Source organism: Haloarcula sp. CBA1115, from assembly GCF_000827835.1.
Lineage (GTDB): Archaea > Halobacteriota > Halobacteria > Halobacteriales > Haloarculaceae > Haloarcula > Haloarcula hispanica.
The window spans coordinates 328,378-342,220 of sequence record NZ_CP010529.1; the positions used below are offsets into that span (position 1 = coordinate 328,378).

15 protein-coding genes are annotated in these 13,843 nt (G+C 53.8%); 7 read left to right on the top strand and 8 right to left on the bottom strand.

Translation table 11 applies throughout. From position 1 onward, the window contains the following. Positions 1-350: 350 nt before the first annotated feature. From SG26_RS21035 to SG26_RS20630, 3 genes are all read right to left on the bottom strand, one after another. Positions 351-1,847, bottom strand: a complete 1,497-nt coding sequence (locus tag SG26_RS21035; RefSeq protein WP_154020852.1) for an Ig-like domain-containing protein — start codon at positions 1,845-1,847, stop codon at positions 351-353. A 330-nt stretch (positions 1,848-2,177) separates the two neighbouring features. Continuing rightward, positions 2,178-2,525 carry a hypothetical protein gene (locus SG26_RS01460; protein WP_023842890.1) on the bottom strand — a complete coding sequence of 116 codons (348 nt, stop codon included), beginning with the start codon at positions 2,523-2,525 and terminating at the stop codon, positions 2,178-2,180. 80 nt (positions 2,526-2,605) lie between these two features. Then, the gene (locus tag SG26_RS20630) at positions 2,606-3,334 is read right to left on the bottom strand and encodes a S16 family serine protease (RefSeq protein ID WP_014030623.1); all 729 of its coding nucleotides are present in this window, start codon (positions 3,332-3,334) and stop codon (positions 2,606-2,608) included. Between the two features lie 95 nt (positions 3,335-3,429). Between SG26_RS20630 and SG26_RS01465 the strand changes: the two genes are divergently transcribed. From SG26_RS01465 to SG26_RS22175, 7 genes are all read left to right on the top strand, one after another. Next, positions 3,430-4,428 carry a hypothetical protein gene (locus SG26_RS01465; RefSeq protein WP_050036659.1) on the top strand — a complete coding sequence of 333 codons (999 nt, stop codon included), beginning with the start codon at positions 3,430-3,432 and terminating at the stop codon, positions 4,426-4,428. Positions 4,429-4,480: 52 nt separating this feature from the next. Then, positions 4,481-5,857 carry a hypothetical protein gene (locus tag SG26_RS01470; RefSeq protein ID WP_050036660.1) on the top strand — a complete coding sequence of 459 codons (1,377 nt, stop codon included), beginning with the start codon at positions 4,481-4,483 and terminating at the stop codon, positions 5,855-5,857. A gap of 60 nt (positions 5,858-5,917) precedes the next feature. Then, positions 5,918-7,735, top strand: coding sequence for a hypothetical protein (locus SG26_RS01475; RefSeq protein WP_050036661.1), 1,818 nt, complete (start codon positions 5,918-5,920; stop codon positions 7,733-7,735). 173 nt (positions 7,736-7,908) lie between these two features. Beyond that, on the top strand, positions 7,909-8,457 hold the full coding sequence (locus SG26_RS01480; RefSeq protein ID WP_050036662.1) for a hypothetical protein: 549 nt from the start codon (positions 7,909-7,911) through the stop codon (positions 8,455-8,457). A gap of 23 nt (positions 8,458-8,480) precedes the next feature. Continuing rightward, positions 8,481-8,837 (top strand): hypothetical protein, encoded by a 357-nt coding sequence (locus tag SG26_RS01485; RefSeq protein ID WP_050036663.1) that lies wholly within the window; start codon positions 8,481-8,483, stop codon positions 8,835-8,837. A 3-nt stretch (positions 8,838-8,840) separates the two neighbouring features. Next, on the top strand, positions 8,841-9,569 hold the full coding sequence (locus SG26_RS01490) for a hypothetical protein (RefSeq protein WP_050036664.1): 729 nt from the start codon (positions 8,841-8,843) through the stop codon (positions 9,567-9,569). A gap of 244 nt (positions 9,570-9,813) precedes the next feature. After that, positions 9,814-10,011, top strand: a complete 198-nt coding sequence (locus SG26_RS22175; protein WP_050036665.1) for a hypothetical protein — start codon at positions 9,814-9,816, stop codon at positions 10,009-10,011. A 248-nt stretch (positions 10,012-10,259) separates the two neighbouring features. Here the strand turns inward: SG26_RS22175 and SG26_RS01500 are convergent, their stop codons facing one another. From SG26_RS01500 to SG26_RS21435, 5 genes are all read right to left on the bottom strand, one after another. After that, the gene (locus SG26_RS01500; RefSeq protein ID WP_023842887.1) at positions 10,260-10,610 is read right to left on the bottom strand and encodes a hypothetical protein; all 351 of its coding nucleotides are present in this window, start codon (positions 10,608-10,610) and stop codon (positions 10,260-10,262) included. A 212-nt stretch (positions 10,611-10,822) separates the two neighbouring features. Further along, positions 10,823-12,085 carry an RNA-guided endonuclease TnpB family protein gene (locus SG26_RS01505; RefSeq protein ID WP_050036666.1) on the bottom strand — a complete coding sequence of 421 codons (1,263 nt, stop codon included), beginning with the start codon at positions 12,083-12,085 and terminating at the stop codon, positions 10,823-10,825. Positions 12,086-12,786: 701 nt separating this feature from the next. After that, on the bottom strand, positions 12,787-12,957 hold the full coding sequence (locus SG26_RS21430) for a hypothetical protein (RefSeq protein WP_004592295.1): 171 nt from the start codon (positions 12,955-12,957) through the stop codon (positions 12,787-12,789). Positions 12,958-12,991: 34 nt separating this feature from the next. Continuing rightward, positions 12,992-13,390, bottom strand: a complete 399-nt coding sequence (locus SG26_RS01510; protein ID WP_014030614.1) for a type II toxin-antitoxin system death-on-curing family toxin — start codon at positions 13,388-13,390, stop codon at positions 12,992-12,994. A gap of 295 nt (positions 13,391-13,685) precedes the next feature. Beyond that, positions 13,686-13,841: a hypothetical protein gene (locus SG26_RS21435; protein ID WP_014030612.1), complete on the bottom strand. Its 156-nt coding sequence runs from the start codon at positions 13,839-13,841 to the stop codon at positions 13,686-13,688. Positions 13,842-13,843 lie beyond the last annotated feature (2 nt).

Sequence of the window (13,843 nt, forward strand, 5' to 3'; positions counted from 1 at the left end):
TCCCCCGACTGCCTATACAGTAGCGCTCTTCAGCAAACTCCGAGTTTGTCAGTTTGTTTCACGCGTATATCGAATGATAGCTTCTTCAGCAGATCCCACTGCTGTATTGAAGCGCCCTCTGAGCTAGGGTGGAATGATACCAGATTTGAAGCAACAAGCCTCAGCCGCTCACACGGCGATCTGAGCAGTTCTTTCCGAGCCAAGCGCCACTATCCACTGGAGCAGATCTCACCGAACACCGTATAATTGTCTGTACAGTCTGTACGGCGCATGAACTGACAGTAAATGAATATACACGCAACCCCTCTTTCAGTCGTGTGCGAACTGAACGAGTAATGATCTGAGACGACTCACTCGAAGAAGCCAAAGTGACGGATGTAACCGTACAAGAACAAAAGCGGTGTTATCAATGCTAGTGTTAGTACAAGTGAATGGAGGCGAGATAATAAGATAACGTCCGGGATGAATGTCCGCTCTGCTGATGACTTGTCATAGAATGCCCCGTTTGAGATTGATTGAAAGTCGTCGTGGTCTACAGTGGCCTGAACATAGGCGTTTACACGGGTGGCCTCCACATTTCCGTTTGCATCTGTTACAGCATTACCTGAGGCAGTAGGTGACTTCGGGACTGCCCCTTGAAGATTCACTTTACGGCCTGAAATAGGCTGGCCTGTCTTTGGGTCCTCAACATGTATCTGCAACGAATCCCCGGAGTTGACTTGTCGTATAGTCACACTGGGTTTGCGCCGCTCCACTCGCGTATCAACATCGACAGGTACCGGTTGTCCATGGATCGTGACTAGGTCTGTCACAGGCTGTTTCGCATCGGTGATAACAATGCGTTCGTATGCAACTGGCTGTCTTGGCGTAATTTTCACGTTAGCGTGGAGCGATTGTGAAACGTCGACATTGTACCCCTGATGTCCGATAACCTGAGTCTTATCCGAGCTAAATCCCACTGCTGTCACTGTCGGTTTTCTGTCCATCCCAACCAGCCGCGTCTGTGGAACGTGCGGCGGACTCGGGTCAGTCGAAACGTCACCATCTGGTTCATATAACGTCACTGAATCATACTGTCGTGTTGAATACGTCCGCCACGTACCATCTACTGAATGGTCGGAACCCATCGCCAGATAGCTCCAGAGCTTCCGGTCTTCGAGTTTCGATTGAGATACAGTTCGTCCGTTCCGTGGTCCTTGTATCTCAAGAATAAGATGCTTCGTATTACCTTCGGTTTCAACAACGGTCTGTTCCACATCAATATCTCCCGCGTCTGTCACAACCACTTCTTGACTATCACTAACCTGGATGCGATCAAACCGGTACCTATCATCAACCCTCTGTGATTGGTCCCAGCTTCCGTCAGATGGACCACCGCCATATCTACCGTGTGGGTCCCAGTCGTATTTTTCTGTTATGCGCTCAACTCTGACTGTGATTTCGGCATGAACAGTGAGTTGCTGGGGCGAGTTCGACGAGAGTCCGCTGTAAGAAATCGTATCTCCCCCAGAGATACGCTTACCATCGACAGTGACCCAGCGATCCATCTTCGTGTGCAGTTCATACTTCTTGCACGTCTGGGAGCCATCGAGGTAGACTTCCTCGTCTCTCCCGTCTTTGTCAACATCCCAGTCAGCAGTATCGTAACTTTTGCCCGAACACCAGTCGTCTTTCGGAATGTCTTCTGGGACGCGATAATCCGCGTGGTTTAGGACTGTGCCGTCGGCGCCAATGAACATCGGTGACGAGCCAGAACTGAACTGAGGTTGTGCACCACCGTAGATCCCAAGTAGGGTTACGTGTGCATTTTTTATCAGTGCAGTGTTTCGTTGATCCGATTGTGGCATGGTCCGTGAGTGACGCACGTTGGTGTCTAGTCGAGATAAACTATTACGTTGATACTCATGCAGCTTGGTGTCGCTAATTTCGTACTGTGGCTTACTTGTCCGAAACGTAAGGTCGCCAATCTTCGCAAATGTCTTCCCACCATCACTCAGGTCACCGGACACTGAATCTGGATCTTTATCGATATCCCCAGAGAGAAAAACCCGCTCTTCCGCCCCTGATAGCGACCCCTGTGCAGGTAACGACAGGGCGAAAACCACCAAAAGGATGAGTCCTGTGGTCTGTGCGAATCGATGCATGCTGTTGAAACCGATGTGGCCGCTGTTTCACACCTAAATGAGGGCGTTCAACAACTGCACCGCCGTCACCACAGCGGTGGCCCCAGCGACGCCAATGAAGGAGTTGCGGATTCGCTTCCGGCCCTTGTCGCTCTGTTCACTGTCAGTCCCAGCTGTCATGTACTGGAACACACCGAAAGCGCCGTTCGGAATTGCCACCGCACTGATGACAATCGCGAGGAAATCGCCGACCTGATTCATCTGATCTTTGAGTTGTTGTTGCTGTGCGGGCTGTGCTGCGGCGGGACTTGCGAAGACGGTAAGAAGCACGAAGGTCAGAACCATGACCTTGCATATTTGTTTCATGTCAATCCTCTCTATTCCAGCTCTCCACTGTGCCATATTATCCAGATAAATCTACTATAAAATAAGTCTAATGATTTCTTAGACTATTAAGTATTTATTAACATATATTAGAAGTCTTAGTTTAATTTTGCCGTCTCAGTCGGGCATTCGGCAGTACGTTCCAGAGTATAGTTGGCCGCTTCACCAAAGGTGGCAACCTCGACGACTCTAATGCCTTCTACATTTACCGCTTGCCCCTGCGGAACCGCAAATACAGTAACACCACGTTCTTTTGCTGCAATGGCCTTCTCACGCACGCGTTTTACTTCAACGACTGTTCCAGACCGCGTCAAACCACCAGTCATTGCGACGCTTCTGTTCAATTCAACACAAGGGTTTGTTGCGGCAAATCCAGATGCCAACGAAAGTGCAGCACTCCCACCACCAACAGTATCCCAGCTCTCTGGGGGCTTGATCTGGATGACAATTCCATCATATGGTGGTGGATACTGACTCGCGTTGGCTACTGACCAGGCACGCGCGATGGAGCGTTGAACCGTAGCAGTATGTGCGACCGGCGACACATCGAGATAGATACCGCTTGCTGGGATAGCTTCTATCTCCGCTGGCACGACTGTTGCTTTGCCTTTGCCCGTGTTGTACGCATACAATGATGACGTGGCAGATGTCGCACCGCTGCGTGATTGGTTCGCACCTGCAAAGACGGCTATAGACGCTTGCTCCTGTTCAACAGTCTCAACACGATTTTCAAGCGAACCAGCCCGATTATTGACTGCGCCTGTCCAGCTCAGATTTAGAACGACTATGGCAATCAGCAACAAGATGAGTGTACGCTCCGTATTCACGGGACAGTCCTCTATATCTACGAAGTAATAGCTAGTATATAATAACCTTTAGGTTAGTGGAATAAATATCTAAATACACGAGTAGAATATTTGAAATGCCGTCTGACAGGAGCAAAAAAAGGCCGAAGCCGACAATGAAGCAGGCTGCTGTGACTCATGCAGTGGTGCCTGCAGCGTTGCTCCTTCAAATTGACTTCCCGGGCATCCCCGACCTGTACCAACTATTCAAAAACGGAATCGAATGGTTCCTTACGAACGTCGTTTCGGGGCTTCTATATGCTCTTTCAGCGATATTTTCTCTCGGTTATGAGATGTTCCTTTTCTACCCGAACCCGGCGGACGTTAGCGTATTGAATACGCTCTGGGAAATCTCATTCAGTGCATATGTAGCAATGGCTGGCCTGTCGTTTCTATACATCCTCTTGATGGCACAATATTTCGCGGGAACGGATTCGGCTGACCTACAGCTACATCTCGAAAAAGTGACAAAGTACTTTGCAGTGATTTTCATCTCACGCGAGTTAATAGCGTTTTTTGTTGCCTTCACTCACACACTCACTGGGCTGTATTATCAAACATCGTATGATCTCAGTATTGGCGTAACTATTACTCGGGCTATAATAGATGAGGTCGGCCTGTACGTCGGCTACAACTGGGGAGTACTTGCTGTGGGTCTTATGCTCATCGCCGGGCTCGGCCTGATACTGATACTTGTCCTACGTATGTTAATAATCTACGTGACATACGCGTTGCTCCCGCTCTTACTCGCATTCAAGCTCGTGAACGTCGGGCCATGGAAGCGTGTCAATGTTATGGGTGAGAAATTCATCAAAGTGAGCGCGAAATTAATGCTGTTTGGAGTATTGGTAACAGCGTTAATCTGGTCAAGTACACTGCTGACTGATTTCAGCACGTACGATAGTGCCTCCAGCGGAACGTTTGCCGGCGGGGCCGCGGTTGATGACTCTCTGCCTGATGGTAGATTTTCGACGCACGGACAACTTGCACAGTATATTCAGGACTTCTTTTTGCTCATCACACCTTTGCTGATGATCGACTTCGTTGGGTTCAAACTAATCATGGATCTGTTATGACGGGACCCTGTCCAGCCGACGCGTATCGACAATTCTGTAACGGAGGAAACCAATGAGTCTCGCGTTTCGAATCCAGTCTGTGCGAGAACACACGCAGTTGCTTCTCACTGTCGGCCCCGACGCTACCGGACGGCCGGCCCCACTCGCTCTCGTCGGTCTCAGGGATCCCTTTCGGGACTTCGCCAATAGCGTATTCGCCGCCGTATTCGATCTCGTCGTGAAGTTATTCGCAGATATCATAGATGAGTTTCTCCGCATCAGTCCTGCGCACCTCCAGCAGTTAGAATCTATCTATCAGATCAGTATCACTATACATTTCGCACTGCTTTTGGTGTATGCAGTATCGGTCTTTGGGTCGTTCCAGCTGTTCCCCAGCACAGAGAAGACGGATCCCTATCGGTTCGGTGTTCGCGCTCTCGCCGCAACGACATCAATCTGGATTGTAAATCCACCGGGAGGGGGCGCAAATCTCTTTGGGAAGGGTGCATTTGCGTGGGCCTTTGTGGTCACGAATAATCTCTCCACATGGTATCTCAGTCAAGTTGGTACGTCTATCTCCTTCCAGAGTAGCACAATCGCTGGTGCGCTGAGCGGGCCATTTATGTTGCTTGCAGTGGGTATCCTCATCGGCAAGGTCATACTTCTCGCTGAGATCATTTTGCTGGTCCTGCTCGTGGCACGGCAGGTGTTAGTTCTAGTCACATATGGGTTGTACCCGGTCCTCATCCTGCTCTGGGTTGTCGACCACGGGCCACTGAAATACGGGAATAAGCTCGCGTCGAAGATGTTCAAGACTGCAGTAATGCTGTTGGCTGGTGGTGTCCTCATAGCGGCCGTATTTACCGTCGGACTCGGTCTCATCGGTGGCAGTAGTCAGATATTCGCCGGTGGGACGCCACCGACCCAGCCAACAGCGCAGGGACCACCAGTCCAGGGCGGTGTGTTCGCTAGCTCAGGTGGTGGTGATGTACTGCTGAATTTCCTCATCAAGGCCGTCATCATCATCGGGATTCTCGTCCTCCCGACCCTGATGCTGACACAGATGTTGGGCGCCGTCGGAACTGCTGTTACAGGCATTGCACAGGCTGGTGCCGCGGTTGCAACAAGTGGTGCAAGTGCTGCCGCATCAGTCGCTGGACAGGGCGGGAAAATGGTGGCAAAGAAAGGTGTCAAGAAGGGCGTCAAAGCGACTGCAAAGAAGAGCATGAAACAGGCCAAAAAGGGCGTCAAAAAGCGTGCGAAAAACGGCTTCAAGCCGGGTGGAAAAGCTGGAAAGTCAGGCACAGGTAGGTCTTCCAGTACGATGTCGCCTAACGCACAATCACTGACGGATGTCTCGACAGCACAATCCGCGCAACAGGCTGAACCGGATGATTCCGAGGCGGATAGTGAAACGGGCTCGCGACCACAGCGAGGGGCGTCCGATTGACCGTATTATTTCATATCCAGATAGAAAATATTAATATGAGAAGGAGAAAAGGTGAATTAGATGGCGGAGTCGGGGCCAGAGCGTCTGGAGATGGAGTCAACGTACGGCCAGGTGCTGGCTGTACCATTCGTAGCTCCGCTGCTGGTCGTTGACGTCGGGCTTGAGAGCCTCATCCAGTGGATTAATGAGCAACTGTTCAACGCAGTGTTCGAACTCATCGAGATCCTGTTTTCAAGCGTTCTCTCCGAGATGCTGAAGCTAGAGCCGTCGATGCTTGATCAGTTCCAGAGTATGTGGGACCTCTCGATGGTGATATACTTCTCGTTGTTGACTATTTTCGGCCTGTCCTATTTGGGACTGTTCCAGTTGTTCCCGGACAACGAGAAGATGGACCCGTACCGGTTCATGTCACGCGCGCTGGCAGCGACGCTCTCGCTGTTCATCGTCAATCCGCCTGGATCTGGCACACTGTTCAGTCGCGGGGCCTTCGCGTGGGCGTTCTCGATATCCAACGCGAGCATCGATCTGTTCCTCAAAGGCGTCAATCTGAACGCTAGCTTGCCGAGCAATCCCGTCGCACAGACCTCCGTAGGGTCGTTCGTGATGTTGCTGTACGGAATCGGGATTTTGCTCGTCGTGGTGCTCTCTCAGATTGTGCTGTTCGTCGTTCTGGTCGCCCGGCAGGTCCTGGTGTATCTCACCTACGGGCTGTTCCCGCTGTTAATCATCTTCTGGGTGGCTGACGTCGGGCCGCTCAAGTACGCCAAAGAACTCGCTGAGCAACTGTTCAAGGCCACGGGAATGTTGATTCCGGGCGGGATACTCGTTGCCGGGATCTTCGCTGTCGGCACGAAGTTCACCACCAGAACGCTCTCGACGTTCAGTGGCGGTGGCACGGGCGGAACGACGACGGCTGTCTTCGCCAGCGGGCCGAACCCACTGATTCAGATGGCAATGCCGGCCATGGCAATCGCTGCGATGTGCCTGCTAAGCAACGTGCAGCTCTTCATGATGTTTGCCGGCTCCCTCGGCGGTGCTGCAGGGGCCGCTGCCGGTAAAGTGTCAAAAGGCCTGTCCGCGGGCAAAAACAAAGTTACCGGTGCAGTCGGCATCGGCGGCACCGGCGGCACCGGCGGTTCAGGCCCGACGCCACCGTCTCAAACGGGCGTTGTCGCATCGACTGTCCCGATGGAGGGCGGTGCTACCGACTCCCAGTCAGGGTCATCCGTGACCGACAACACGGCCCAGGACCTCTCAGCCACGTCGGCAGTGGCTCCGGAGGGCGGCGGTACTGATTCGCAGTCTGGGACTGATACTACTCAGCCAGAGAATCCATCTCAAACCAGTGGGCCATACAAAATGGCACCAGTCTCGGAAATGAAATCGGGGAGTTCTGGTGGAGGCGCAGACGACAGTGGGCAAGCGTCACCGCCAGACCTCACAGAAATGGATGCCGACACCGACCCAGAGCAACTCGGCACGGCCTTCGAAAACGCCACTGCCGAAGAGCGAGGGGAGTTCCTCCAGCAAAATATGCAGCAGGATTCAATGGGGTCGGGCCGCAAACTCCTCGGGAAGATGATGGGGCCAGCTGGCGGCGCGGTGGCCGGTGCCGCCGTCACCGCACTCGGACTCTCTGGTGGTCTCGCTGTCACCGCCGGGACTGTCGCCCTTGCCGGCACAATCACCTTCGCTGGCGAGCAAATGAACAAGAAAGGGATTCGGGACGGCATTTCCAACACGGTCTCTGCCGTCTCAGACCTGACCGTTGGCTCCTACTCCGAATTCAAAGAGAGCATGGCTGACGCCAGAACTGCCTACGAAGAGGCTTCTAATGGCTCTGGAAGTGCAACCAATAACGAGACCAAATTCGAATAATTATGCAAACAGAAGTACTCGGTCACGATGAGAAGGACTGTGGAATCGAGGTGTATGATGAGAATGGAAACCGTCATGCTATCACAATTTCATGGGATGGTAAAATACGAGAACACGGTACGCAAGACTATCCACTTGAACCAGAAGACCGAACCGACGAAGAACAGCGAATAATGACCCAGGTCGAAGCTCGGGCACGGTTCGCCGCCCAACAGGAGTTCCCGGACGCGGATATCCTGAGCCCGATGTGGCGGCCAGAACACATCAAGGCCGGCATCGAAGCGTTCAGCAACTATCCCATGGAAGAGTTCCTGGAGGACTTCCGGGAGTACTACGACGCCCTTCGAAACCCGATGCAGTATATCAACGACAGTCCCGTCAACGAAGAGTCGATCATCGTCAACCTAGCCGTCCACTTCGATGACGGTGAAGTCCTTGAGGTTTCAGACGTAGTTATCGACTACAAACTCACCGATGGCAGTGAACACCGCATCGGCGCTCCTCCCTCCTACCCCAACAAGGAACTCATCTTCGCGATGCCGGAACTGGAATTCGCCGATGGGTTCGAGTACGAAGAGGAATTCGCCGACGTGATTATGTCACACTTGATGGCCCAGATACGGGACATCTACCTCAACATGGGCGAAGACCCACCAGCCGAATACCGGGTCGAAGGCATCGGGAAACTCAACATCGTCGGCGACGGCATTGGCGCGACCTAGAACACAACAGCAAACACGGCTCTGTGGGCCAGAGTCTGGCGGCTGAAGTGCTCAAATCTGGTGCGGCAAAGACAGCCGGCACAGTCGTTGGCGGCGCCGTCGGCGGGCTTCCAGGCGCGCTCATTGGCGGCGCTGCAGGCTGGGCCACCCAGAAAGGCGTCGAGCGCTACGGTGATAGTATCGCCAAGCGCCTGCCCGACGGCGTCCGCACTCGCTTCACCGACACCGTCGATACCGTCACCACCAAAGCTGATATGTGGGCCAGCGACGTCAAAATTGGATACGATGCCGTTACCGGTGGAGTCCAATCTGGTGACCAGTCTGGTGGTACTGGGGGCGGAGTTGAGAGTGTGGACAATACCCACGACAAGTACTCATAAATCATGGAAACAAGCTTACTCGGTCACGATGACGAAGATTGCGGCATAGAGGTGTTCGATGAGCGTGGCAATCGTCACGTCATCTCTGTAGAGTGGGATGGAACGATTGACCAACACGCAACGCAAGATTATCCCAACGAACGGGCCAACCGTACTGAGGAAGAACAGCGAATCTTATCTCAAGTTCAGGAGCGAGCGAAGTACGCTGCCCAGCAAGAATTCCCCGAGGAAGACATCTTGGAGCCGATGTGGGACCCGGAACATATCAAGCGGGGAATAGAAGCACTGAAAGCGTACCAACTCGATGACTTCCACCGTGAGTTCCGGGATTACTACAAGGCGTTACAGGACCCGGCGAAATATGCCTCGGACCCCAGGGAGTCCGTCGTGGTCGAATCAGCGCGTATCTACAAGGCGTTCACTATTACACCGGACAACCGTATCGATGAGATCGACGATGTGGCCTTGAGTTACGAGTGTCAGGACGGTAGCGACGGCAGCGCTGGGCGCGTCCGCGAAATGGACGATAGCCTCATCGTCTGCGCAATGCCTGCGCTAGATATCGGTGCGGATTTTGACTACGAGGACGAGTTCCACAAACTCGTGATTACCCACCTCATCGCGCAGATCCGGGATATCTACCTCCACATGGGCGAAGAACCGCCAGAGGAGTACAAGGTCCAGGGCGTCGGCAAACTCAATATCCACGGTGACGGTATCGGCGAGACCTAACAGTGGTATGTGGAAATCATCTGCGACCACTGATAGCCTGATCCAGCGTTGCCTGTGCTACCGACTCCCAGTCAGGGTCGTCCGTGACCGACAACACGGCCCAGGACCTCTCAGCCACGTCGGCAGTGGCTCCGAGAGGCGGTGCGGGCGAGGGAATCACCAGAGGCTCCGAATACCTGTATCCAGATGACCACACAGAGTCACGGAAACTGACTAGCATCCTTTATGCGGCAGACGTAGCACAGTGGTACCGGAACTCCTCCTTCCCGGCTTGATCGGATTCGTGCTCGTGATGATTGCGGCCTACGCCGGTTCACTTCGGGCTCTGGAAGTCTACTTTCATCCGGAACAGGACAGTATCTTTCTCTCGGACGACTACGAACCCCCGGTGAGCAGTAGCCCGCTGTATCGACCACGAGCTGAAGGTTATGCTGAAAGCTAGAGGCAGATGTCCCTCTGCTTCAGACTCATCGACAGATGTGTGTTCAAGTGTATCCACCGTTCATGCTGTCGAGCCGAATACCGCCTATGACAGACTATCGGCACTCATCTGAGGGGGAGTTTAGTGTACTATTTGACGTAGGAAGTGCCACGGATGGATTGATTACATTCTGCGACCACTGAGCACCTCTGGTATACTGACCAGCGATTGGGTGAACAATTTTGTTGTCGTCTGGGTGATTGAGCCAGCTATCCTGACCCGAAGAGAGACCTCTTCTGACGAAATACGGAGAGCAATCCGAGAACACCGCAGATGATAAACAGCCCAGCGAGGAGGAACCAATGACCATCAAGATACTGTAGCGTACCGACTAGAACAAAACCAGCATACAGAAGCGGCTGATAGAGTGGATGATCTTGAACACCGTCCACCGTCGTTGCGAGCAACATTGGAACGACAACTATCCAGAGGACAATGGAATATACCGTTGGTGGCCCGTGGTATATGAATTCAAAATAGGTGGCTGCACCGATCACCCCCAGCATCAGTAGTGTGGCTTCTGGACGGATTCGGTTCTGGAGGGAACGGAGGGCGGTCATTCAGAGTCGTTATTTTTTATCGATACATATCTATCTGCCTGTTGCTTTCTAGTGGCTGGTCGTCTCATGAGCCGGTGTACTGACCGCCAGTGACCACGAATCGAATGAGAGTTCGTGTGTCTTCGCCGTACGAGATCGGGTTTGACTTCCTCCACACGACTGAAGTCGTGGGATTCCCACGGCACCGCACCGCTTGATTGGGATATTATGGTTCACGGAACGACCCGTTCTTGTGGGGCTACTTGCCCCGTGGATTTGTCGAACAGGTATACCGATGGCTGAGCCAAGCAGCCGTTACTCCTATCCTTCGCAGGACTCGGAGTTACCGTTTTTCGCATATTCTCTGCCGCGTTCAGGTCACTGTTCGCAACTAAGTCGCAGTTTGCACACACGTACAGGCCACGTGCAACCCGGTTTGAGTTAGCTTCCGTCCCACAGTCACAGCAGGTTTTCGATGTTTTCAATCCTGCTTCGTCCACACGCACTACGTCGATACCGCGTTCGTGGGCTTTGTACCCGATGTGGTTGAGCAGTGTTTCAAACGCCCAGTCGTGCAGGCGTTTGTTGCCGTGTCGTCCCCAGTCTTGGTCGTCACGGATGTTCTTCGGATGGCCGACTGCAATTGTCTCAACACCTCGGTCAGCACACTGCTCAACAATGTCTTTCGAGAGAGCATGTAGGAAGTGTTCTTGTCGCCGGGATTTCTTCTGTTGTGCCCACTCTGCGTGGTCGCTGGGGCCATTCTCGCCTTCCGTGTCGTATTCCTGCTGTCGGAAGTAGTGAGCGTCTTCTTTCAGGGCGTTCCCTGGATACAACAGCGTCTCGTCACCGACAGAGACAGCCGCAGTGTTGCAGATACCGAGGTCAACACCTGCTGTCTTCTCACCGGGCGTCTCAGGCGCCTCAATCCGCATTTTACAGACGAAATGTAGCTCCCACTGCTCACCAGTCCAGACAGCACGCACCGTCTGGACGTTTTCAACAGCGTCAAGCGTCTGGTCGTCTGCTTGGAGTGTGTATTCACAGAGTATGTAGTCGGCGGCGTAGCGCGACTCTTTCATGTTCGTGCCCTTGGAAAGTCGGACACGGTTGTACTGCGTGTCGAGTTTGAAGCCCTGGTTTTTCCACGTCATCGTCGAGCGTGGGTGGTCGTCGCCGTGTTTGCGGTAGCCGGGTGGGTTCGCCTCCGGGTCGTCTTGTTCGTACCACGAGACGAACGCCTCACCGAGTTCCTGAAGAACTCGCTGACTAGATTGGCTGTGCAAGTCTGCATAGCGTTCGTGGGTTTTGAGGTACGAACAGAGTTCGTCGGCGTCTGGAATGTGGCCGATAGCGTCCCAGACACGCGAGATTGTCCATCGCCCGACGTTCCACAATTTCGACGCGGCAAAGCCATGCGAATCGAGGTCGTCACAGACTTGCGAGTGGTTGCAGATACTCGCTTTGAGTGTCCGAGTGACAACCTGATTCGATATATGTAAGCATAGTATTTTTAATTACATAAACGTTGGACATCTCGGCGTGGAATATCCAGCCGTGGCTACGAGCGTAGAGAGATGCCCAGTTGTCGGCTTCAGCCACACCCGTAAACGGGTGGGCTTTCGCCTCGCTACCGCTGTAAATCAACCTATCAAGATGGAATACGTCGACAGAGACATTCACGGACTATCTGGGAATTCATTGCCCACCACGGGAACGCCCCGCAAAAACCTCGCCACTCGTCTGTGCTCGTTGGTGCTGGGCACGAATGTCTGGTTGGTCGCCGGCTTCGGTGCTTGGAGACTGTTCGTCAACGGACTGCTGTTCGGTGCTCATGTTCGAGAACCCCCTCACCCACCGGGGGGAACAAAATTGCTTCCAGTACCGCCGTTAGACCGGCATCACTACAGCGGTTCGACCCACGCAGGAGCAGCGTCGTGTATGCCACGGAAACCCAAGTTGTCGGCAGCCTCGACAAACACGACCACGTCGCCGACGCAACACGAGCATAGACCACGAAACGCAGATGTGCGCGACGATTGTGCTGTGCTGTCGTATTGGAAGCAACCGCTATCGGCGTGGAGAGTTCAAGATGGGTTGATCCTTCTACGAGAGGGCAAAGGCGTTCACAAAAGGCGACCGAGTAGCCACTAGTCGCGAACGACGCTGGACACGAAAACGCAGAACGTGGGGCTTCTCACTCGTTTTCGAGCGCTGCGTAGATATCTGCGTGGCGACGTCCATCGAGCTTCCCCATTTCAAGCGCAATCTCGCGGCGTTCGGCGTCGCTTTCGGCCGCCTGATATCGCTCGTACAACTGCCGGACTTCCTCGTCAATCGCCGTCGAGGAATCGGTGCTAGACGCCATTTCTCTATCTATCATTATCCAGTGTATCGGTTTATCAGTTGCGGCGAGCACATGCCCGGAAGTAGATGACTGCAGTGTCTACGTCGACTGTGGTTTCGCCGGTCGCAAACCGGTGTAAGAGCGCTCGAATTTCATCACCGTACTCAAACGTGTATCCGTTCAGCATGTAGAAAACGACCACTGTTCGGAGTGCCGTTCGCTTGTTTCCGTCGACGAACGGATGCTCCGAAACGAGTAGTCGCATCAGATGGACCGCCTTTTGATGGATCGTCTCAGGCACTTCCCCGAAGAACCCCTCCGAAACGTACTGTAGTGCGGATGCAATCGCGTCCTCTGACCGGGCCCCCGGTTCCGTGATGTCGCCTTCTGTCACGACCTGGTCGTGGAGCTCAAGGATGAGTTCGACAGAGGGATACGCGAGATCGTCAGTCACAAGCCCGACTTTTGCATGCTCCTCGTTAACCGTTTCTCAACTGTCGAGGTTGAGTCTCTCTTGTGGGGCCTACTGGCAGTCGGGGCAACACATCTACCTCTCACCTCGGGGACGCCCCGCAAAAACCTCGCCACTGGCCTGTGCCTGCCGGTGCTGGGCACGAATGTCTGGTTGGTCGCCGGCTTCGGTGCCTGAAGGCTGCTCGTCGACGGACTGCTGTTCGGTACTCATGTTCGGGAAACCCCTCACCCTCTCGGGGGACACAAAATACGGGCGAGTACGCGACCGACAGCACTCAGGCCTCTGCGACGTCCCAGACAGAGAGATGGCCGCTGGAACAGACGCCGGCGTGACGCCCGACAGCCATGCAGGGCCCGTACGCTCCGTCGACACACGCGATGCGCTCGGCGTCGAAGATCGGTGCGTCGCATCCGTCGGTTCTGCAGGTCATAT

Excerpts from the sequence above, each read along its gene's own strand:
- SG26_RS01490 (WP_050036664.1), top strand. The coding sequence starts at position 8,841 with ATGGAAACAAGCTTACTCGGTCACGATGACGAAGATTGCGGCATAGAG.
- SG26_RS01500 (WP_023842887.1), bottom strand. The coding sequence starts at position 10,610 with ATGACCGCCCTCCGTTCCCTCCAGAACCGAATCCGTCCAGAAGCCACA.
- SG26_RS01460 (WP_023842890.1), bottom strand. The coding sequence starts at position 2,525 with ATGGCACAGTGGAGAGCTGGAATAGAGAGGATTGACATGAAACAAATA.
- SG26_RS01475 (WP_050036661.1), top strand. The coding sequence starts at position 5,918 with ATGGCGGAGTCGGGGCCAGAGCGTCTGGAGATGGAGTCAACGTACGGC.
- SG26_RS21430 (WP_004592295.1), bottom strand. The coding sequence starts at position 12,957 with ATGGCGTCTAGCACCGATTCCTCGACGGCGATTGACGAGGAAGTCCGG.
- SG26_RS01480 (WP_050036662.1), top strand. The coding sequence starts at position 7,909 with ATGACCCAGGTCGAAGCTCGGGCACGGTTCGCCGCCCAACAGGAGTTC.
- SG26_RS01465 (WP_050036659.1), top strand. The coding sequence starts at position 3,430 with ATGCCGTCTGACAGGAGCAAAAAAAGGCCGAAGCCGACAATGAAGCAG.
- SG26_RS01470 (WP_050036660.1), top strand. The coding sequence starts at position 4,481 with ATGAGTCTCGCGTTTCGAATCCAGTCTGTGCGAGAACACACGCAGTTG.
- SG26_RS21035 (WP_154020852.1), bottom strand. The coding sequence starts at position 1,847 with ATGCCACAATCGGATCAACGAAACACTGCACTGATAAAAAATGCACAC.
- SG26_RS21435 (WP_014030612.1), bottom strand. The coding sequence starts at position 13,841 with ATGACCTGCAGAACCGACGGATGCGACGCACCGATCTTCGACGCCGAG.